General features: G+C 62.1%; 21 protein-coding genes and 1 tRNA gene. 9 read left to right on the forward strand and 13 right to left on the reverse strand.

The features are described 5' to 3' along the window. Entirely contained in the window at positions 1-1,191 is a 1,191-nt protein-coding gene (locus RXV86_RS07575; protein ID WP_316298851.1) for a CaiB/BaiF CoA-transferase family protein, read from the reverse strand. A gap of 102 nt (positions 1,192-1,293) precedes the next feature. Between RXV86_RS07575 and RXV86_RS07580 the strand changes: the two genes are divergently transcribed. Beyond that, complete coding sequence (locus RXV86_RS07580) at positions 1,294-2,145, forward strand: LysR family transcriptional regulator (RefSeq protein ID WP_316298852.1); 852 nt, start codon at positions 1,294-1,296, stop codon at positions 2,143-2,145. A gap of 16 nt (positions 2,146-2,161) precedes the next feature. On the opposite strand, the gene RXV86_RS07585 is transcribed toward RXV86_RS07580, so the two are convergent. Further along, positions 2,162-2,247 (reverse strand) — tRNA-Leu (locus tag RXV86_RS07585). A gap of 183 nt (positions 2,248-2,430) precedes the next feature. On the opposite strand from RXV86_RS07585, the gene RXV86_RS07590 reads away from it, so the two are divergent. Further along, positions 2,431-2,979 (forward strand): hypothetical protein, encoded by a 549-nt coding sequence (locus RXV86_RS07590; RefSeq protein ID WP_316298853.1) that lies wholly within the window; start codon positions 2,431-2,433, stop codon positions 2,977-2,979. A gap of 10 nt (positions 2,980-2,989) precedes the next feature. Here RXV86_RS07590 and RXV86_RS07595 read toward each other — a convergent pair whose 3' ends face one another. Then, on the reverse strand, positions 2,990-3,526 hold the full coding sequence (locus RXV86_RS07595; protein ID WP_316298855.1) for a tetratricopeptide repeat protein: 537 nt from the start codon (positions 3,524-3,526) through the stop codon (positions 2,990-2,992). A gap of 30 nt (positions 3,527-3,556) precedes the next feature. After that, positions 3,557-4,048, reverse strand: a complete 492-nt coding sequence (locus RXV86_RS07600) for an Lrp/AsnC ligand binding domain-containing protein (protein ID WP_316298857.1) — start codon at positions 4,046-4,048, stop codon at positions 3,557-3,559. Positions 4,049-4,128: 80 nt separating this feature from the next. On the opposite strand from RXV86_RS07600, the gene putA reads away from it, so the two are divergent. The 3 genes from putA (at position 4,129) to RXV86_RS07615 (ending at position 9,033) form a co-directional block, all read left to right on the forward strand. After that, entirely contained in the window at positions 4,129-7,566 is a 3,438-nt protein-coding gene (putA, locus tag RXV86_RS07605; RefSeq protein WP_316298859.1) for a bifunctional proline dehydrogenase/L-glutamate gamma-semialdehyde dehydrogenase PutA, read from the forward strand. 355 nt (positions 7,567-7,921) lie between these two features. Then, a complete protein-coding gene (locus RXV86_RS07610) occupies positions 7,922-8,665 on the forward strand; it encodes a rhomboid family intramembrane serine protease (RefSeq protein ID WP_316298861.1) in 744 nt (247 codons plus the stop codon). Then, the gene (locus RXV86_RS07615) at positions 8,662-9,033 is read left to right on the forward strand and encodes a GFA family protein (RefSeq protein WP_316298862.1); all 372 of its coding nucleotides are present in this window, start codon (positions 8,662-8,664) and stop codon (positions 9,031-9,033) included. The genes RXV86_RS07610 and RXV86_RS07615 overlap by 4 nt, the downstream gene beginning before the upstream one ends. A gap of 111 nt (positions 9,034-9,144) precedes the next feature. Here RXV86_RS07615 and RXV86_RS07620 read toward each other — a convergent pair whose 3' ends face one another. The 3 genes from RXV86_RS07620 to RXV86_RS07630 are packed head-to-tail and all read right to left on the reverse strand — an operon-like array spanning position 9,145 to position 11,439. Next, on the reverse strand, positions 9,145-9,534 hold the full coding sequence (locus tag RXV86_RS07620; protein WP_316298863.1) for an ectoine synthase: 390 nt from the start codon (positions 9,532-9,534) through the stop codon (positions 9,145-9,147). Between the two features lie 49 nt (positions 9,535-9,583). Further along, positions 9,584-10,723: an alpha-D-ribose 1-methylphosphonate 5-triphosphate diphosphatase gene (locus RXV86_RS07625; RefSeq protein ID WP_316298866.1), complete on the reverse strand. Its 1,140-nt coding sequence runs from the start codon at positions 10,721-10,723 to the stop codon at positions 9,584-9,586. Then, positions 10,720-11,439, reverse strand: coding sequence for an alpha/beta fold hydrolase (locus RXV86_RS07630; protein ID WP_316298868.1), 720 nt, complete (start codon positions 11,437-11,439; stop codon positions 10,720-10,722). Before RXV86_RS07630 ends, RXV86_RS07625 begins: the two co-directional genes overlap by 4 nt. Before the next feature lie 42 nt (positions 11,440-11,481). Here RXV86_RS07630 and RXV86_RS07635 point away from each other — a divergent pair, with 42 nt between their 5' ends. Next, positions 11,482-11,931, forward strand: coding sequence for an NUDIX hydrolase (locus RXV86_RS07635; protein WP_316298869.1), 450 nt, complete (start codon positions 11,482-11,484; stop codon positions 11,929-11,931). Between the two features lie 83 nt (positions 11,932-12,014). On the opposite strand, the gene RXV86_RS07640 is transcribed toward RXV86_RS07635, so the two are convergent. The 6 genes from RXV86_RS07640 to RXV86_RS07665 all read right to left on the reverse strand — a co-directional run bounded on the left by RXV86_RS07640 (position 12,015) and on the right by RXV86_RS07665 (position 17,104). Continuing rightward, positions 12,015-12,863 carry a DMT family transporter gene (locus RXV86_RS07640; RefSeq protein WP_316298871.1) on the reverse strand — a complete coding sequence of 283 codons (849 nt, stop codon included), beginning with the start codon at positions 12,861-12,863 and terminating at the stop codon, positions 12,015-12,017. Then, entirely contained in the window at positions 12,863-13,444 is a 582-nt protein-coding gene (locus RXV86_RS07645) for a VOC family protein (RefSeq protein WP_316298873.1), read from the reverse strand. The genes RXV86_RS07640 and RXV86_RS07645 overlap by 1 nt, the downstream gene beginning before the upstream one ends. Positions 13,445-13,521: 77 nt before the next feature. Next, complete coding sequence (locus RXV86_RS07650) at positions 13,522-14,010, reverse strand: N-acetyltransferase (RefSeq protein WP_316298875.1); 489 nt, start codon at positions 14,008-14,010, stop codon at positions 13,522-13,524. A gap of 167 nt (positions 14,011-14,177) precedes the next feature. Then, the gene (gene groL / locus RXV86_RS07655; protein WP_316298877.1) at positions 14,178-15,821 is read right to left on the reverse strand and encodes a chaperonin GroEL; all 1,644 of its coding nucleotides are present in this window, start codon (positions 15,819-15,821) and stop codon (positions 14,178-14,180) included. 77 nt (positions 15,822-15,898) lie between these two features. After that, positions 15,899-16,186, reverse strand: a complete 288-nt coding sequence (locus RXV86_RS07660) for a co-chaperone GroES (RefSeq protein ID WP_316298880.1) — start codon at positions 16,184-16,186, stop codon at positions 15,899-15,901. A gap of 381 nt (positions 16,187-16,567) precedes the next feature. Further along, positions 16,568-17,104 carry a hypothetical protein gene (locus RXV86_RS07665; protein ID WP_316298882.1) on the reverse strand — a complete coding sequence of 179 codons (537 nt, stop codon included), beginning with the start codon at positions 17,102-17,104 and terminating at the stop codon, positions 16,568-16,570. Between the two features lie 327 nt (positions 17,105-17,431). Here RXV86_RS07665 and nthA point away from each other — a divergent pair, with 327 nt between their 5' ends. From nthA to RXV86_RS07680, 3 genes are read left to right on the forward strand one after another with little or no spacing between them, the layout of a single operon-like run. Next, positions 17,432-18,058, forward strand: coding sequence for a nitrile hydratase subunit alpha (gene nthA, locus RXV86_RS07670; RefSeq protein ID WP_316298883.1), 627 nt, complete (start codon positions 17,432-17,434; stop codon positions 18,056-18,058). Next, on the forward strand, positions 18,055-18,762 hold the full coding sequence (gene nthB / locus RXV86_RS07675; RefSeq protein WP_316298884.1) for a nitrile hydratase subunit beta: 708 nt from the start codon (positions 18,055-18,057) through the stop codon (positions 18,760-18,762). Before nthA ends, nthB begins: the two co-directional genes overlap by 4 nt. After that, a complete protein-coding gene (locus tag RXV86_RS07680) occupies positions 18,759-19,112 on the forward strand; it encodes a nitrile hydratase accessory protein (RefSeq protein ID WP_316298885.1) in 354 nt (117 codons plus the stop codon). The genes nthB and RXV86_RS07680 overlap by 4 nt, the downstream gene beginning before the upstream one ends. Positions 19,113-19,142 lie beyond the last annotated feature (30 nt).

Raw genomic sequence — 19,142 nt, forward strand, 5'->3', positions numbered from 1 at the left:
TCAGTCCTCCTCTATCCGGGCCTGCCCCAGTAGCTCCTGCAAAACCTCGTCGGTATGCGCGCCGCATTGCGGCGGCGGGCGACGGTACTCCACCGGTGTGCCCGAGAACTTGACCGGGTTACCGATCAAGTCGACCTTGCCGCCTCTGGCCCCAGGGAATTCCATTGCGATCCGCATCTCGCGCGCTTTGACCTGCTCGCTGTCAAACACCTCTTTCAGCGTGTTGATCGGCCCGCCGGGAACATTCTCGGCCTCCATCCGGGCAATCAAGGCCGCCTTGAGCCAAAGCTTCAACTCTTCAGCCAGTTCCGCAATCAAAGCCTCGCGATGCTCCAGCCGCGCCGGGTTGGTCGCGTATCGCACATCCCGCACCATATCCTCGCGCCCGATGATGCCACAGAACCGCTCGAACTGTCCGTCATTGCCCGCCGCGACGATCACGTGCCCGTCGGCCACCTTGAACACCTGGTAGGGCACGATATTGGGGTGTTGATTGCCCAGCCGCTCCTCCACGCCACCTAAAAGGTAGTTCGTCCCGGCATTGACCAGCCAGCTTGTCGTCGTATCGGCCAGCGCGATGTCGATATGCTGCCCTTCGCCGGTCTTCATCCTGTGGATCAGCGCCGCCTGGATCGCGTTGGCCGCATACATCCCGCACATCACGTCAGCGACACCGACACCCACCTTCATCGGTTCACCCTCCGGTTCACCGGTGATCGCCATGATCCCTGACATCGCCTGCGCCAACAGGTCATACCCGGGGCGGTGGGCATTCGGCCCGGTGTGTCCGAACCCGGAAATCGAACAATGGACCAGCCCCGGGTAAAGCCCCCGCAGGCTGTCATGATCCAACCCGTATTTCTCCAAGCCCCCAGGTTTGAAATTCTCGATCACCACATCACATTCCCCGGCCATCTGCCGGATTACTTCAGCACCCTTTGCGCTGGACATATCCACCGCGACCGAGCGCTTGTTGCGATTGGCACTGAGGTAATAGGCGCTTTCGGGCAACTCGCCACCATCCTCACCCGGCACAAAAGGCGGCCCCCAGGCGCGCGTGTCATCGCCGCGCCCCGGGCGCTCCACTTTGATCACCTCCGCGCCCATATCCCCCAACAACTGGGTTGCGAACGGCCCCGCAAGAATGCGGCTCATGTCAAGAATTCGAATACCGTCCAAAGGTCCGGGCATGGGGTGCTCCTGTTGCTGCACCTCCGCAGAGTAAAGTAATTCTCTAAGTTACACATAACGACATTATTGAATTTATTATGTTTACAATATTAAAATAAATACATGCAACCGGACCAGCTTCGCACCCTTCTGGCAATCCGTGACACCGGCAGCCTCTCGGCAGCCGCCGACGCAGTGCACTTGTCCCATTCCGCCGTCTCGTTGCAGATGAAACGTTTTGAAGAGGCGCTTGGCCGCAACCTCCTGATCAAGGGCAAGCGCCCGGCCCGTCTGACCCCTTTCGGCCTGGCGCTCGCTGAACGCGCCGCCCCGATCTTGGCCCAACTGCAAGATCTGGCAACCCTCGCCACTCCCGACAGCACCAGCGGTGAGATCTCAATCGGATTCGTGCCCACCACCCTGCAGACCCTGCTGCCGGTCGTGTTGACACAAATGCAATCTCGCTTTCCCGATCTGAGCATCCGCATTTCCTCGGGCCTTTCGGGGGACTTGGCCGCCAGGGTTGCAGCAGGCCATCTGACCTATGCCTTCCTCACCGCCCCCGAGGCCGATCAGCCCGATCTTTCCCTGACTGAAATCGCCAGGGAACCGCTCTGCGTCATCGCCCCACCGGGCACAGCGCTGCCCAGCGACCCGCTGAAGACCCTGACCAACCAGCCTTTCATCGGCTTTTCGCGCGCGACGTGGCTGGGCACCCAAATCGCGGCCCTGCTGCGCGCCCATGCTATCACCCCCTCGATCGAACTCGACAGTATCGATGCGGTGGAGAACCTCGTGGCACTTGGCTTTGGCGCCTCAATCGTGCCGCAACGGCTCTACGCCACGCCGCTTGATCAAACCATGGCCTGCGCACCGCTGCCCCGAGCCGCGCGCCACCTGGCCCTGGCCGCTCACAAGAACGACGACCGCACCACAGTATTGAACGCCCTGTCGAATTACGCCAAGGATCACTAAATCAACGAAAAGTGGATGGTACGGGCGGTGGGACTCGAACCCACACGGGGTCACCCCCTTCGGATTTTAAGTCCGATATGTCTACCATTCCATCACGCCCGCATCACGGCCCGCTCCACCCTGATCCGGGGAAACAGCCTGGCGCGAAAATAACTTGGCTGCGCGCAGTGTAAAGCACACATCGAGCTTTTTCTCTGACCACAGCCTGGGTTCGCACCCGATGTTTCGCCGTATTGAACGCTTCCTGTCAAAATCTCGCCCATTTCGCCCGGTACGACACCGATCATGAACAAGGACCTGCAATACGACAAATCCCTGTCCAAGCGCGCCTTCCAACGCGGAATGGTCATGGCGCTTGGCCTGGCTTTTGTGCCGATTGCCCTTGTTTCACTGTTCATGTTCATCTCGGGCTACCAGGCCGCCAATATCGACACCGGCCTGCGCTTCGTTCTGCTTCTGGCGTGGTTGCTCTATGTTTTCTTGGCGGACCGGATTGCCGGATATCGTCTTTGGATGCGCCTCCCGATTCTGCGCTCGGTCAATACCTCCGAAGTGATCACCATCTTGGCCGCCTCGGCTCTGTTGTCGACCATGCGCCTGAACCCGTCGATGGCCCGCTCCGAACTTGCCGTCACCTGGCTGCGCAGTTTCGTCGTGATTCTGCTGTGCTTTTTCGTAATCTATGCGGTGTTCAAATTCGTCAACGCCGCCCGCCGCCGCGCCCGGTATCGAAAGAAACTGGCCCTTGAAGCCAGGCAACAGGCCGAACGCAGCGCCAGCCTGGACAAGGGCGGGCTCAAGACGCTTCCACCGGGTCAAAGCAGCTCGGTGTAAACCGTTACTGTTACAGCTCGGGATCGTCCGGTTTCAGCATCCCGCGTTCCGGCAACCAGGGGTTCAATCCCACCGCCACCCGCAGGTCGGCCTGCGCCTCGTCTTCACGCCCCAGCGCCATTAAGGTCAGCGCCCTCCCGGACAGGGCACCCAGATGCGTTGGGCTCAACGCCAGCGCCCGGTCCAGATCAGGCAGGGCCGCCGCAAAGTCCTGTCGCAGGAAATGGGCGAATGCCCTCTGGTTCCAGCCCTCGGCATAATCCGGGCAATAGGCCACCAGCCGGTCGAACTCCTTGACCGCCCCCAACAGGTCATAGGCCACGCGCCGCTCCATCCCGGCATCCAGGATGGTCTGCGCCACCTCGTCTGGCGCATGGCTCCACAGCATCCACATATGTCCCATGATCTCGCGCGCCGAAGCCTCGTTGGGCGCTTCCCGGATCTCCTCGATCAGCCGCGCCATCGCCACCGTATGGTCCGGCCCCTCCGGGCAGGTTTCCGCCCAAACCGGGCCTGCCAGGAATAATGTCAGAAGAACAGTCCGCATCCCCCGATCATGCGCCAAACGGCGCATCGGTCAAATCACATCGGCGATATCGCTCTCCTTGACCGCCTGCATCGCCACATAGGTCGAGGTCCCCGCCACATGCGGCAAGCTGGAAATCTCTTCCCCCAACACGCGGCGATAATCATGCATGTCGCGTGTGCGTACCTTCAAAAGATAGTCGAATCCGGCCGCCATCATATGCGCCTGCTCGATCTGGGGAATCTTGGCCACCGCGGCGTTGAACGCTGCCAGCGCCGCCTCGCGGGTGTCGTTCAGCCGCACCTCGACAAAGGCCACATGATCCAGCCCCATCGCAATGGGATCAAACAGCGCCCGATAGCCCAGGATCACGCCGTTATCCTCCAGCCGCTTCACCCGCGCTTGCGTCGGTGATTTCGACAGGCCGATCCGCCGGGCAAGGTCTGTCACACTGATCCTGCCGTCGCTGGCCAGCACCGACAGAATCTTCCGATCGAACCGATCCAACCCATCCAGACCGTCAATCTCTCGAACTTCAGCCATTTTGACCTCTTTTTTACGATCAATCAGGAAAATCGCCTGCTTTTCGCATGATACCTTATGCCAAACGACAGGAGTACGCCATGCCCCTTCCACCCCACATCGCCGCTCTCGACACCGCCACCTATGCAGACGAGGCCACCGTCGTTGCCGAGCTTTCCCGGACAGCTGCCCTGTCCGAGGACGACCGCGCCCGCATCGTCAGCCGCGCCGCCGATCTGGTCACCGCGATCCGCGGTGAATCGAACCCCGGCCTGATGGAGGTTTTCCTTGCCGAATACGGTCTTTCGACCGACGAAGGCATCGCTCTGATGTGCCTGGCCGAAGCGCTGTTGCGCGTACCGGATGCCGACACGATCGACGCCCTGATCGAGGACAAGATCGCACCCTCCGACTGGGGCCGTCACCTTGGCCAATCCACCTCTCCCCTGGTCAACGCCTCGACTTGGGCGTTGATGCTAACCGGTCGTGTGCTGGACGATCCCGAACCCGGCCTGATCGGCACCCTGCGCGGTGCCGTCAAACGCCTGGGCGAGCCGGTGATCCGCACCGCCGTCGGTCGCGCCATGAAGGAAATGGGCAAGCAATTCGTGCTGGGTGAAACCATCACCGGTGCCATGGAGCGGGCCGCCAGGATGGAAGAAAAGGGCTTCACCTATTCCTATGACATGCTGGGCGAGGCCGCCCGCACCGATGCCGATGCCGCCCGCTATCATCTGGCTTATTCCCGTGCCATTACCGCCATTGCTGCGGCCTGCGCCTCGGACGACATCCGCGAAAACCCCGGCATCTCGGTCAAGCTTTCGGCGCTGCATCCGCGCTACGAAATCGCCCAGCACGCAAGGGTGATGGAGGAATTGGTTCCGCGCCTGCGTTCGCTGGCCATCCTCGCCAAATCGGCGCGCATGGGGCTCAATATCGACGCCGAAGAGGCCGACCGCCTGTCGCTCTCGCTCGAAGTCATCGAAACCGTGCTTTCCGAGCCCGCGCTGGCCGGTTGGGACGGGTTCGGCGTGGTGGTGCAGGCTTACGGCCAACGCGCCGGTCTGGTTCTGGACCATCTGCATGCGTTGGCCGAAAAGACCGACCGCCGCCTGATGGTCCGTCTGGTCAAGGGCGCCTACTGGGACACGGAAATCAAGCGCGCCCAGGTCGAGGGCCTGCCCGGCTTCCCGGTCTTCACCCGCAAATCCGCCACCGATGTCAGCTATATCGCCAACGCCCGCAAGCTTCTGTCGATGACCGACCGGATCTATCCGCAATTCGCCACCCATAACGCCCATACCGTCGCCGCCGTGCTCGACATGGCGGGCGGCATGGAGGTGCCCAATGCCGCCTTTGAATTCCAGCGCCTGCACGGCATGGGAGAGGCGCTGCATGGTATCGTCATGCAGGCCAATCAGACCCGCTGCCGCATCTACGCGCCCGTTGGCGCGCATCGCGACCTGCTGGCCTATCTCGTCCGTCGTCTTTTGGAAAACGGTGCCAACAGCTCTTTCGTCAACCAGATCGTCGACGAAGAGGTGCCCGCGATCGACGTCGCCCGCGACCCCTTCGCCGCCCTCGAAGCGCCCAAGCCGCAACTCCCCACCGGCCCCGAGCTGTTCCAGCCCGAACGCCCCAATTCGCGCGGCTACGATCTGACCCACGTGCCGACACTGGCGCTGATCAAGGAAACCCGCGCGTCGTTCCTCGCCCACATCTGGAATGCGGCCCCGCTTCTGGCCGGGAATGCCGCACCTGAAACCGCGCATCCGGTGCGCAACCCGGCCGATCCGGCCGATTTCCCCGGCACCGTTGCTTTTGCCAGCACTGCAGACATCGAAACTGCCTTGTCCGCGGCCACCCCGTGGAACGCTACCCCGGCCGAGCGCGGCACCATCCTCGCCCGCGCCGCCGACCTCTACGAGGCGCACTTCGGCGAGCTGTTCGCGCTCTTGGCCCGCGAGGCCGGCAAAACCCTGCCCGACGCCGTGGCCGAGTTGCGCGAAGCGGTGGATTTCCTGCGCTACTACAGCGCCAACGCCCCCTCTGACGCCCCCGCTGGCACCTTCACCTGCATTAGCCCCTGGAATTTCCCGCTGGCGATCTTCTCCGGCCAGATCAGCGCGGCCCTTGCCGCAGGCAATGCCGTTCTGGCCAAACCCGCCGAACAGACCGGCCTGATCGCCCACCGCGCCGTGCAGCTTTTGCACGAGGCCGGTGTGCCACGTTCCGTGTTGCAACTCCTTCCCGGTGCCGGGGCCGTGGGCGCTGCGCTCACCTCGGACCGGCGCGTCGACGGCGTCGCCTTCACGGGCTCCACCGAAACCGCGCAGATCATCCGCCGTGCCATGGCCGAAAACCTCGCCCCCGGCGCGCCGCTGATTGCCGAAACCGGCGGCCTCAACGCGATGATCGTCGATTCCACAGCCCTGCCCGAACAGGCCGTGCAAGCGATCATCGAAAGCGCCTTTCAATCCGCAGGCCAGCGGTGTTCGGCCCTGCGCTGCCTCTATGTGCAGGAAGACATCGCCGCTTCGTTCACCGAAATGCTCAAGGGGGCCATGTCGGAGCTGTCGATGGGCGCACCCTGGCACCTGTCGACCGATTTCGGCCCGGTGATTGATGAAGAGGCCCGCGCCGGCATCGCCGCCCATATCGACACCGCCCGCGCCGCAGGTACGCTGTTGCACGAGTTGCGCACGCCGAACGCCGGCCATTTCATCGCCCCCACCCTGATCCGCGTGCCGGGCATCGCCGCATTGGAACGCGAAATCTTCGGTCCCGTCCTGCACATCGCCACATTCAAGGCCAGCGAACTGGACGACGTCATCGATGCGATCAACGCCACCGGCTATGGTCTGACCTTCGGGTTGCAAACCCGGATCGATGACCGGGTGCAACACGTTTCGGACCGGATCGAGGCAGGCAACATCTATGTCAACCGCAACCAGATCGGCGCCATCGTCGGCAGCCAACCCTTCGGCGGCGAGGGCCTCTCAGGAACTGGCCCCAAGGCAGGCGGACCTCACTACCTGGCCCGCTTCACCTCCAACCCTGCGCACGAGGCCGCAGACGATTGGTCCGCCCCAATGCCGGCCGCCACGCTGCAATCGGCCCTCAACGCCTCCAAGCCGTCGGACACCGCCCGGGAAACCCTCGTCCTGCCCGGCCCGACCGGGGAATCGAACCGCCTGAGCAGCTTCGCCCGTGCACCGTTCATCTGTATGGGCCCCGGCAACGAAGCGGCTGCCGAGCAAGCCCGGCTGGTTCAATCTCTCGGTGGTCACGCCGTGATCGCCACGGGTCGGTTGGAACCCGCGGCTCTGACCGACCTCACCGGCTTCTCCGGCGCGCTATTCTGGGGAGAAACGGCCCCCGCCCGCGACCTGGCCCGCGCATTGGCTTCGCGCCCCGGCCCGATCCTGCCGCTGATCACCGGCATGCCCGACGCAGGCCACCTGATGCATGAACGCCATGTCTGCGTCGATACCACCGCCTCGGGCGGCAATGCCGCTCTTCTGGGCGGGGCCGCCTGACGCCAGCCTGGCCCCCGCGCCAAAGCTCGGGAGCAGGGTATCCGGTGGTGTGCCTGCCGTGCTGAAAGCAGGATTGCGCCGCTTTTGGCTGCGTTGCCAGGCCTGAGGTTTTGCGCCGCCTGCGGCGTCGCCCGGGGGCCTCGCTTCGCTCGGCCGCAGATGGCTGCCCCCGCCGTGCTCTACCTGAAGCGAAGCATCGGCGACTACGCCCATTCTCGAGTATTTTCCCCGAGAAAAAGCTATGGCCCCAGTCACTTTCTTTGACTAAAAAACGCATTCCAACCGATCCGCGCGCCACCTCGGAAAGCGATCATTCCCGCTTCCCCCATCCGGTCAAACCCGCTAGCGTGCCCGCATGTTTCCGATCCGAGATCACAACCCGTCGGGCCGCACGCCCTATGTCACTTACGCACTGATCGTGATTAATGTTGTGGTGTTCCTGTCCTATGTCGGCTTGTTTGAAAACCCGCGGGCGCTCAATGCCTTCTTCTTCGACTGGGCGATCCTGCCCGCGCGTATCACCCACGGCGACGGGCTTGAAACACTTGTAACCTCGATGTTCCTGCATGGCGGTTGGATGCATATCGCCGGCAACATGCTGTTTTTGTGGATTTTTGGCGACAATCTCGAGGACGAGATGGGCCATCTGGGTTTTCTCGCCTTCTACCTCGCCGCCGGGATTGGTGCAGGCCTGGTGCATGTGCTTTCGGCGCCGGGATCGCTGGTGCCGACAGTGGGCGCCTCGGGAGCGATCGCCGGGGTAATGGGGGGCTATCTGTTACTCTTCCCAAAGGCCAAGATCGACATCATCGCCATCTTCATCATCTTTTTCAAAATCTTCACCATCCCGGCCTGGATCATGCTGGCAATCTGGTTCGCGATCCAGTTTTTCGGTGGCATTGCCGCGGATGCGAACGCCGGCGGCGTGGCCTATTGGGCCCATGCCGGCGGCTTCGTGGTGGGCGCCATCCTGACCCTGCCGGTCTTCCTGCGCCGCGGTGGTAAGAGTTACTGGGACGAAAACGAGTTCCATCCGCCCCACCCGGATGCCGTCTATGACCCGTCGGACATCCCCACCATCCGCAGGAGACGCAGATGACAGCGATGAAGCTGACCTGCCATTGTGGCGCCGTCGAGCTGCGCGTCACCCCCTCGGTGCCGTTTGACCAGGCGCGCCATTGCGACTGCTCCTTTTGCCGCCGCCGGGCCGCCGCGACGCTGACCGTGCCGCTGGACGCCCTCGAAATCGTCAAAGGCGCGGACAACCTGGCACTTTACACCTGGGGCACCGGCACCGCACAGCATCACTTCTGCAAGACCTGTGGCATCTACACCCATCACCAGCGCCGCTCGAACCCGAATGAATACGGCGTCAATCTTGGTGCCCTGGAAGGAGTGAACCCGGCAGAATGGGAACCACTGCCCTGGCATGACGGGGTCAACCACCCCTCGGATCGACAGACCTGAGCCAGCCACACGCATCCGCATTGCCGCCCGAGCGGCGTCGGGGTGGGCAGGTGCACCATCCACACCAATCACAACCTTTGAACGGGCGGGAGACGCCCGAGGGCGGCAATTTCACCCCTCCGGCAAACCGTAACTGCCATCCTCGTCATGCACCTCCTGGCCGGTAAGCGCCGGGGTAAAGATGCAGATGAACCGCAGCCCATCATCCCCCGCCCGGATGATGTGGCGCTCATGACCATCAAGCGTATAAAGCGATCCGGGCCGCAGCGGGAACACCTCGCCCGTGGCCACGTTTTCCACCGTGCCGCCGCCTGCGATGCAGTAGTTGCTCTCGACGTGGTTCTTGTATTCCAGCACCTGCACCGACCCCGGTGCCACCACCGTGTCATGCAATGAATAGCCAAGCCCATCTGCTGCCAGCAGGATACGACGGCTTTCAAACGCCTCCCCAACAACGTGGTCATTCGTGCCCAGAATGTCATCCAGCTGTTTCACGATCATCTTTGCATCCCTTCCCGGTTTCATCACCCAAGGGACACCATCATCGGCGTCAGATCAACCGCCCCGCCAGATCCCCTGACAGATAGCTGATCCGCCCACCGCTGATCGTTGCACACAGCCGATTGTAGCCATCCAGAACCGCCAGATCGGCCCGCTTGCCCGCGTCCAGAGACCCGCGATCCTCCAATCCCAGCAACCGCGCCGGTCCGCTCGACACCAGCGCCCAGGACGCCGCCAGATCACGGACCCCCGCTTCGACCAGAAACAGCGCCGCCCGTCTGAGTGACGGGTAATGATAATCCGAGGCCAGCGCATCGCACTGCCCCATCGTGATCAGTTCCAGCGCCGACACATTGCCATTGTGCGAGCCGCCCCGCATCACGTTGGGCGCGCCCAGGATGATCCCGTCTCCCCCCGCACGTGCCGCCTGCGCCGCCTCTGCCGTTTCCGGGAACTCAGCAATCGACACCCCGCACGCGCGCCACTCGGCCCGATCCGCTTCACTGCAATCGTCATGGCTTCCCAGCCGCACGCCCTTCTCCGCAAGCCGCGCCGCCAGCGCCCCAACTGCCTCGGGGACCTCGCTCTGCCGCCCATGCAAAGCCTGCATCAGCGCCAAAAGCGCCTCGGGGCTGCGCCCGGATTTCAGCGCAGTTCCATTCAGCCGCTTGGGTCGTCGCCCAGCCTCGAGCCGCTCATGCGGGACGTGATCGTTGAATACCACGTAGCCAACGCCGAACCGCTCAACCATCGCCTCGAAGGCGGCGTAATCCTCCAACATGTGGGTTTCGAACCGCAGCTGCGCTCGCAGATCGGTGACCACATCACCGCGCACCGCGCCCAGCGCCTCCAGCATCCGCGCGGCAAAGTCAGGACTGCGCAAGCCCCCTTCCCAGCTATAGAATTGCGCCAACACGGCGGTCGTAACGCCATTCGCGGCCAGCTCGGCTTCGGCGGCGATCAACCCGCCCGCCATGTCCTTCATCGCCCCCCGGCGCGGCGCCAGATGCCGCTCGAACCCGTCTCCGTGAATGTCGACGATCCCCGGCAGGATGCGATAGCCGCTCAGATCCACCCGCTTGCCATCGCAGTCGGGAACGATCATGCCTCCATCAATCGCCAATGGTCCATGCGCCAACCCATCGGGCCGCAGCACTTCGGCCCCGTCGAAACACAGTGACAAGCTCACTCGCCATTCCCCCAGACCAGATCGCCCATCTTCAATTCGTGATCGAAACGGCCGTGGCGCAGGAACTCTACCACCTGTGCCATCACCAGCGGGTTGTTCATCAGAAAGGTATGGGTCACCGGCAGCACCAGGTGATCATCCATCCCGTCCACCCTTGTCGACGCGACTGACACCTTGCCATCATCCGGCCCCGGAATGATCACCGAAAAGGCCGGGCTGATCGAACGGTTCCCGGCAATCACCCCCAATTCGAACTCCACCGGCCCCAAGTGCTGTGGCAGCGATTTCGGCCCGGTGCCAAGCTGCATCCCGGCGGGCCCGTTGACCCAACCGAACACCTTGATGTCGCCCAGCACATCCACCAATTCCGAGCCCTGGTTCGGCGGGGCCAGCATCACCACCCGGCCCAGGTTCGGCGGCTTGTAGGTCTCAAGCCAGGTCCGCACCAGAATGCCGCCCATCGAATGGGTGACAAAATTGACCGTGTCATTGCCGCATTCATCCACCGCCCGCGGCAGCGTCTTGACCATCAGCGACATGATGGTTTCCCGGGTCGACGGATACCCCGGGCGCACCACCTTGTAGCCCTCGGCCTCCAGCACCTCCTGCATCACGATGAACGAGGTCTCAGTCCGCGCCAGCCCATGCAGCAACACCACGCAGTCCGCCCGAGAAGCGGCAGGCAAAAGCATCAGGACAAGAAAAAACCACCTCATAGCGCTTGAGATATGCCGAAACCCCTGCCTATGAAAGACCCCATGACGTCACGCCCCATACGCCTTGCCACCCGCGCTCTGATCCTGAACGATGACAGGCTCCTGCTGGTCAACGCTTTTCCCGGCCCGGCCACGGATCTGTGGTGCGCCCCCGGCGGCGGCGTCGAGAAACACAGCTCTCTGCCCGACAACCTGATACGCGAGGTTCACGAGGAAACCGGCCTTAGCATTTCCGTCGGCCCCCCGGCGCTGATCAACGAGTTCCACAACCCCGATGACGGCTTTCACCAGGTCGAGGTGTTCTTCCGCTGCAAGATCGTGTCCGGCGACCTCTCCGACGACTGGCGCGATCCCGAAAACATCGTCCACCGTCGCCGCTGGTTCACGCGGACCGAGATGTCGGGCATTCGGTTCAAGCCCGACGGCCTGCCTGATGCCGCGTTCAACCGCGGGATCGGCTATGATCCGTTGGAGCGGTTGGTGAAAGCCTGAGCGTCAGGCGCGGCCAAAATTTCTCGAAAAATTTTGCCCACCCCGGGGCAAAGCCACGCCAACCGACCACTGTCCCCCACCCCTTAGCGGCGGGGCCGGCCCGTGAAAGCGTAATTCGCCAGCCCGACACCGCCCAAAACCATGATGGACGCCAAAACCACTCGCAGGTTCAGCTCTTCCCCCAAGAACACGACCCCACCTGCAATCGCAATCACCGGCACGGTCAATTGCGCCACCGCCGCCCGGCTGGCCCCCAACCCGGGCAGCACCGTATACCACAGCGCATAGCCCAGCCCGGACGTGATCGCCCCGGACAGAACCGCAAGCCCTGCTCCAGCGGCGTCGACACTATCCGGCAGGATCACCCAGACCAGCACCCCGACCGGTGCAGCCCACAGGAAATTCGCTGCGGTTGCCCCCAGCGGATCGCGCGCCCCGCGCCCGATCAGCGAATAGATACCCCAGCCCAGCGCCGCCGCCGCCATCAACGCTGCCCCTATCAAATCGGGCGCGGTCCCGCCCGCGGGCCACATCAGGTAACCGAGCCCCGCAAAGCTCAACCCCGCCCCCAGCCATCGCTGCACCGGAATTGTCTCACGGGCCAGAACTGCGCCTGCAAACATCGTCACCTGCACCCCGCCGAACAGGATCAGCGCCCCGACCCCGGCGCCCAGCGTGACGTAGGCAAAGGAAAACCCCAGAACATAGAGCGCCAACATCCCCGGCCCGGCCCGACCGGGCCAGCGCGCAACCGGTGCCAATCCCCCCTGCCGCCGTGCCACCAGCGCCATCAGCATGACCGCACCGGCCACCAGCCGGATCAGGGCAAAGCTCGCCGGCCCGGTTTCGCCGCCATCAAGCGCCAACCGATTCAGAACCGAGTTGGCGGCAAAGGCCACCATGGTCAGCGTTGTGAGCAAGAAGAGCCGCATCAATAGGGGTTCTTGGCCCCGCGGTCCTCGGAAAGTGTCCCGTTGCGCCGGGCCACCATGTCCTCGATGGCATCAGCCAGATGGATTTCCTGAATGTTGTAATCCCCCCGCGCCACCCGCAGCTTGTGCGCCTCCAGCATCACCTGGGCATGGGTAAATCCCTCGGGCGGCTCGAACTTGTACGTCGCCAACTCGATCAGCAACCCAAGCGGATCCTTGAAATAGATCGAGTCCATGAAGCCCCGGTCGCGCACCCCGGAATGCCCGATCCCGCGCTCTTCCAGCCGTTCGACGGCCTGGGAAAACACCGCCCGGCTGACATTGAAGGCCAGGTGATGCACACAACCCGGTTCGGTCGGCGTGCGCCGCTTGTCGGGGGTTCGGGCCTCATTGGTGAACACTGTGATCAACCGCCCATCGCCGGGATCGAAATAGAGATGCCCCTCGTTCGGGTCATCGAGATTGGGCTGGTCGAACACGAAAGGCATGCCCAGTACGCCCTCCCAGAAATCGATGCTGGTCTGCCGGTCCGCTCCGGTGAGGGTGATGTGGTGAACGCCCTGGATTTGTAGTTTGCGCATGGGGTGACTCCTTTGGATACCAAGCTAGGGCGTGATGCACGTCCTGTCATCCCGCACGGGCGCAAAGGAGCCGCGCGTCACAGCGCAGAAAACGCCTTTGGATAAATCAGTTCCACCTCTGGCGTGTCCTCGCCCGGCCCGGCAAGCAATGTATGTTCAATGGGATACGGACTTGTCAGCCCCGCCGCGCGCGCCGCGTTGAACCCACCGCGCTGGTAGAACTCGACTTCGCCCAGAACCACCACCGTCTTCCCCGCCAGACGCGCCCACTCTGTCAAAAGCCCCGTCATCCGCCGCCCGATCCCGCGCCCCTGCAGCTCAGGGCGCACCGCAACTGGGGCAAGACACAGCCAGCCCTTAGGCGCAACAAATTCGGACAAGGCCAGGTAACCGGCAATCCCCCGTTCATCGGTGACTACCATCTCGCCTGCCATCGCACCGTGTTTGCGAAGCAGCCGAACCAGCCTGGCCTCGTCATTGCCGCGAAAAGCCTTCTGCAACAACTGCTCGACCTCGGCCTCTTCACCTAGATTCATTGCTCGCATGAAATCGTTGGATTGAACCATCGATATCTCCTTTTGCCGCTACTCTACATCGCCACGTGCAAAGGAAAAGGGCGCCCCATACGGAACGCCCTTTCCAACTTTCTTGCGGTCACCCCTCTCGGCAGGTTTTCATTCAGAAAATCTGCCTGTCGGGGCTGGCCAGAATTCGCAAGGCGAATTCGACCTGATTACATCATGCCGCCCATGCCGCCCATGTCGGGCATGCCGCCACCGGCTGCGCCGCCGTCTTTCGACGGTTTGTCGGCAACCATGGCTTCGGTGGTGATCAGCAGACCAGCAATCGAGGCCGCATCTTCCAGCGCGGTGCGAACCACTTTGGCCGGGTCGATCACGCCGAACGAGAACAGATCACCGTACTCTTCGGTCTGTGCGTTGAAGCCGTACGATGCATCGTCGCTCTCGCGGATTTTGCCCGCAACCACCGCACCGTCAACACCGGCGTTCTCGGCGATCTGACGCAGCGGCGATTCGATGGCCTTGCGTACGATCGAGATGCCGTTGGTCTGATCCGAGTTTGCACCTTCCATGCCGTTCAGGGCTTTGCCAGCCTGAACCAGGGCAACACCGCCGCCAACAACAACGCCTTCTTGCACGGCCGCACGGGTCGCGTTCAGGGCATCGTCAACACGGTCCTTGCGCTCTTTCACTTCCACTTCGGTCATGCCGCCAACGCGGATCACGGCAACACCGCCCGCCAGTTTGGCAACGCGTTCCTGCAGCTTCTCACGGTCGTAATCGCTGGTGGTTTCTTCGATCTGGGTGCGGATCTGGGCAACACGTGCTTCGATCTCGGCCTTCTCGCCTGCGCCGTCAACGATGGTGGTTTCGTCCTTGGAGATCTCGATCTTCTTGGCCGAACCCAGCATGTCCATGGTCACGTTTTCAAGCTTCATGCCCAGGTCTTCGCTGATCACCTGACCACCGGTCAGGATTGCGATGTCCTGCAGCATCGCCTTGCGACGATCACCAAAGCCCGGTGCCTTGACGGCTGCGATTTTCAGACCGCCGCGCAGTTTGTTCACAACCAGCGTTGCCAGGGCTTCGCCCTCAACATCTTCGGCAATGATCAGCAGCGGCTTTTGGCTCTGGATCACCGACTCGAGCAGCGGAACCATGGCTTGCAGCGACGAGAGTTTCTTCTCGTGCAGCAGAACCATGCAGTCTTCCAGGTCTGCAATCATCTTGTCGGGGTTGGTGACGAAATAGGGGCTCAGGTAGCCGCGATCGAACTGCATGCCTTCAACAACAGTGGTCTCGGTGTCCAGACCCTTGTTCTCTTCGACGGTGATCACGCCTTCGTTGCCAACCTTTTGCATCGCGTCTGCGATCTGGTTGCCAATCTCGTCTTCGCCGTTGGCCGAAATGGTGCCAACCTGGGCAACTTCGTCGCTGTCTTTGACTTCGCGGGCCGACGCCACGATGCCTTCCACAACCTTGGCCGTGGCGAGGTCGATGCCGCGCTTCAGGTCCATCGGGTTCATGCCGGCTGCGACGGCTTTCATGCCTTCGCGGACGATGGCCTGGGCCAGAACCGTTGCAGTGGTGGTGCCGTCGCCAGCTTCGTCATTGGTGCGGCTGGCGACTTCTTTCACCATCTGCGCACCCATGTTTTCAAACTTGTCTTCCAGCTCGATTTCCTTGGCAACCGAAACACCGTCCTTGGTGATGCGCGGTGCGCCGAAGGATTTGTCCAGAACCACGTTACGGCCTTTCGGGCCCAGCGTGACCTTGACGGCATCAGCCAGAATGTTGACGCCTTTCAGCATGGAATTGCGGGCGTCGGTATCGAACTTCACGTCCTTAGCAGCCATTGTGCTTGCTCCTTAAAATATTTGAACTCGTAGGGTGGGGATGAGCCCACCGCTCTACGCGAACGGGGTCATCTGGCTTAGCCAATGATGCCCATGATGTCGGATTCTTTCATGATCAGCAGCTCTTCGCCGTCGATCTGAACCTCGGTGCCCGACCATTTGCCGAACAACACGCGGTCACCTGCTTTGACGTCCAGTTTGATGCGGTCGCCATCGTCGTCGCGCAGACCTGCGCCAACCGATACGATCTCGCCTTCCGCGGGCTTTTCCTTGGCGCTGTCGGGAATGATCAGCCCGCCTGCGGTTTTCTCTTCGCCTTCAACGCGGCGCACAACCACGCGGTCATGAAGCGGAGTAAATGCCATCTTTTGGCTCCTTACGAGTGAGTCTCTTGTTTCTCCCAAACCGCCCGCCCATCTGGCGCGCGGCTATTAGCACTCAGCTCTCCCGAGTGCTAACGGCGGATAGGTAAGGGGGAGGGAAGGGTGAGTCAAGAACCGGATCAGGAAAACCTACAAACATCTTCAAAGCAAAAAGCTGCGCTCACCTGGTTTGACGCCTTACGCTCCGAACGCCATGGCATGCCCAAGGGCTTCTTGGACGTTCAAAACCTGCCCGAATCACAACACCAGAAAAGCGCCTGCCAAGAAGCAGACGCTGCACGAAAGAAACGCCATAAGAAGTCTTTGGAAAGCGGCACTCAACACCGATCAACCGACACGGTGCGGTACAACCGACCATCTAAGTTACTGATAGCGCCCACACAAAAACAAGTTTTTTCCAACGTGGATGCCGACCATAAAGGACCCGTCGCCCGGACACGCGTGCATGGTTACGGACCCCGTGCGAAACTGCGTGTGCCCATCAACCCATTGTTGCAACTTGGCCCCGCTTGGCGCGGAACGGGCAACATCTACACATGCCAAAATGTTCAGACGTTCATTAAATCCGGCCATGGCGAAACCGGGCGGGCAAGCTGCCATTCCATGCGACTGATATTTGGAACCATTGTAGTAGTTCGACTTGACGTCGGATTGAATATAGACAGGAAACCAAGCTGTGGCGATGCCACTCGCCGAGGTCCAGATGAGTTGATCAGTACACAGGAACAGGTTTTTTCCTACGTGCGCGCCCTTCATTACCGCGTTGCTGCGACCGCATACATGGGTTGAGGACATCTGGGTTCCTCCATCCACAAAGGTCTCTGCGGGAGCAGGCTGAACGAAAGCCACTGAAAACAGAAGTGCTGCGAGTATTCGCGCAACCATTTCAACCTCCTTCATTTTCTTTAACCCAACTGGCCATATTATAGCGCTGCCAGTGAGATCGGTGTATGACACGGGTCAACACGACCAAACGGTCAACTCAGGTTGGCGTTGCGCTTTTCCCGGACCGAACCTTGCCTTCACTGAGCAAAACCACGCCGTAATCTACGTTCCTCCCAATGCTCGCCTTTCGTCACTTCTCAACAAAAACTTTGGGAAAATCACATCACGATTCCCGCTCTCCAGATGCTGGACTAGCGTCATCCGCACTGACAGGTCCCCAATATTGACATGCTCCTCCCCCTATGCCCGTATTCCCCCACACCGTAAGCATAGGACCGCCCCATGCCCCACGATCACCACGACGATCACCCGCATTCCCTGCTGCCCTCGGACCCGGAACTCCGTGCCCGGGCGCTGGAAAGCATTCTGGTGGAAAAGGGCCTCGTCGACCCCGCGTCCCTGAATGCCCTCATCGACACCTATGAAAACAAGATCGGCCCGCGCAACGGCGCGCAGGTGGTGGCCCGGGCCTGGACCGACCCGGACTACAAGAAGCGCCTCTTGGAAAACGGCACAGACACCATTGCCGAACTCGGCTTCCAGGGTCGTCAATCCGAACACATGGTCGCCGTCGAAAACACCCCCGAACAGCACAACATGGTCGTCTGCACCCTATGCTCCTGCTACCCTTGGGCGATCCTCGGCATCCCACCGGCCTGGTACAAATCCGATGCCTATAGGTCCCGCGCCGTGCGCGAACCCCGCGCCGTGCTGGACGAATTCGGTGTCAAACTCCTGCCCACCCAAAAGGTCCGCGTCTGGGACAGCTCGGCCGAGGTCCGCTACCTCGTCATCCCCATGCGCCCCGATGGCACCGAAGGCATGACCGAGGAACAGCTCACCGACCTTGTCAGTCGCAATTCGATGATCGGCACCGCGCTGGCCACCCCACCGGGGGACCAGCCATGAGCCGCATCCACGACATGGGTGGCCGCTTCGGCGAAGGCACCATCCCCGACAAGGACGACGCAGAAGTCTTTCACCATGACTGGCACGCCACCGCCATGGCCGTCACCGTGAGCTCGGGTTTTCTTGGCGGTTGGAACATCGACGCAGGCCGTCACGCCCGCGAGGCCCTTCGCCCGCGCGACTATGCCCGGTTCTCTTATTACGAACGCTGGATGGCGGCCCTTGCCGACCTGCTGGTCGAACGCGGTTTCCTCTCGACCGACGACCTGATCCGCGCCGGGCAACTCGCCGATGGCACAGCCACTGCAAACGCTCCGAAACCCCTGCACGAAAAGGCGATCCGCCCTGCCGACGTCGCCCCCTCGCAGGTCAAGATCACCCCCTACAGCCGCGATTCCGGCCCGGAACCTCTGTTCCAAATCGGCGACCGCGTGCGCACGGCAAACTACAGTCCGAACACCACCATCCATGGCGGCCACACCCGCCTGCCCGGTTACGCCATGGGCCGCACCGGCACTGTCGTGATGCGCCACGGCAACCATGTCCTGCCCGACAGCAACGCCCATTTCATGGGCGAAGCGCCCGAACCGCTTTATGCCGTCGAATTTGCCGCGGTCGACCTCTGGGACGGCGACGCCGAAGACGCTGGCGACTCCATGGTTCTGGACCTGTGGCAAAGTTATCTCGAAAGGGCCGCCCCATGACCACCTGTCCCTCGCCACCCCCCGAACCGCCCGCCAGTTTCGAGGCCCCCTGGCACGGTCAGGTCTTTGCCCTTGCCGTGGCAATGAACGAAGCCGGGCATTTCACCTGGCCCGAATGGACCCGGATGTTCGGCGCCCAGCTGAACGAGATGCGCCAGGACCACGCGTTGGACGGCAGCGAGGATTACTACCTCGCCTGGGTCTCGGCGCTGGAGCAGATGATGGTGGAAAAAGACATTGTTGCCCCGCAGTTGCTGGACGAGATGAAAACGCTGTGGACCGAGGCCTTCCTGCGCACACCCCATGGCAAGCCGGTGATCCCTGACAAACCCGCCGGGCTACGCGCCTGACAGGTCCCGACGACCGGAAGTTTCGCGTTG

The organism is Aliisedimentitalea sp. MJ-SS2, assembly GCF_032586155.1.
GTDB lineage: Bacteria > Pseudomonadota > Alphaproteobacteria > Rhodobacterales > Rhodobacteraceae > JAWHTC01.

Coding starts and splice junctions, on each gene's coding strand:
- RXV86_RS07575 (WP_316298851.1), bottom strand. CDS start 1,191: ATGCCCGGACCTTTGGACGGTATTCGAATTCTTGACATGAGCCGCATT.
- RXV86_RS07580 (WP_316298852.1), top strand. CDS start 1,294: ATGCAACCGGACCAGCTTCGCACCCTTCTGGCAATCCGTGACACCGGC.
- RXV86_RS07590 (WP_316298853.1), top strand. CDS start 2,431: ATGAACAAGGACCTGCAATACGACAAATCCCTGTCCAAGCGCGCCTTC.
- RXV86_RS07595 (WP_316298855.1), bottom strand. CDS start 3,526: ATGCGGACTGTTCTTCTGACATTATTCCTGGCAGGCCCGGTTTGGGCG.
- RXV86_RS07600 (WP_316298857.1), bottom strand. CDS start 4,048: ATGGCTGAAGTTCGAGAGATTGACGGTCTGGATGGGTTGGATCGGTTC.
- putA (WP_316298859.1), top strand. CDS start 4,129: ATGCCCCTTCCACCCCACATCGCCGCTCTCGACACCGCCACCTATGCA.
- RXV86_RS07610 (WP_316298861.1), top strand. CDS start 7,922: ATGTTTCCGATCCGAGATCACAACCCGTCGGGCCGCACGCCCTATGTC.
- RXV86_RS07615 (WP_316298862.1), top strand. CDS start 8,662: ATGACAGCGATGAAGCTGACCTGCCATTGTGGCGCCGTCGAGCTGCGC.
- RXV86_RS07620 (WP_316298863.1), bottom strand. CDS start 9,534: ATGATCGTGAAACAGCTGGATGACATTCTGGGCACGAATGACCACGTT.
- RXV86_RS07630 (WP_316298868.1), bottom strand. CDS start 11,439: ATGAGGTGGTTTTTTCTTGTCCTGATGCTTTTGCCTGCCGCTTCTCGG.
- RXV86_RS07635 (WP_316298869.1), top strand. CDS start 11,482: ATGACGTCACGCCCCATACGCCTTGCCACCCGCGCTCTGATCCTGAAC.
- RXV86_RS07640 (WP_316298871.1), bottom strand. CDS start 12,863: ATGCGGCTCTTCTTGCTCACAACGCTGACCATGGTGGCCTTTGCCGCC.
- RXV86_RS07645 (WP_316298873.1), bottom strand. CDS start 13,444: ATGCGCAAACTACAAATCCAGGGCGTTCACCACATCACCCTCACCGGA.
- RXV86_RS07650 (WP_316298875.1), bottom strand. CDS start 14,010: ATGGTTCAATCCAACGATTTCATGCGAGCAATGAATCTAGGTGAAGAG.
- groL (WP_316298877.1), bottom strand. CDS start 15,821: ATGGCTGCTAAGGACGTGAAGTTCGATACCGACGCCCGCAATTCCATG.
- RXV86_RS07660 (WP_316298880.1), bottom strand. CDS start 16,186: ATGGCATTTACTCCGCTTCATGACCGCGTGGTTGTGCGCCGCGTTGAA.
- RXV86_RS07665 (WP_316298882.1), bottom strand. CDS start 17,104: ATGAAGGAGGTTGAAATGGTTGCGCGAATACTCGCAGCACTTCTGTTT.
- nthA (WP_316298883.1), top strand. CDS start 17,432: ATGCCCCACGATCACCACGACGATCACCCGCATTCCCTGCTGCCCTCG.
- nthB (WP_316298884.1), top strand. CDS start 18,055: ATGAGCCGCATCCACGACATGGGTGGCCGCTTCGGCGAAGGCACCATC.
- RXV86_RS07680 (WP_316298885.1), top strand. CDS start 18,759: ATGACCACCTGTCCCTCGCCACCCCCCGAACCGCCCGCCAGTTTCGAG.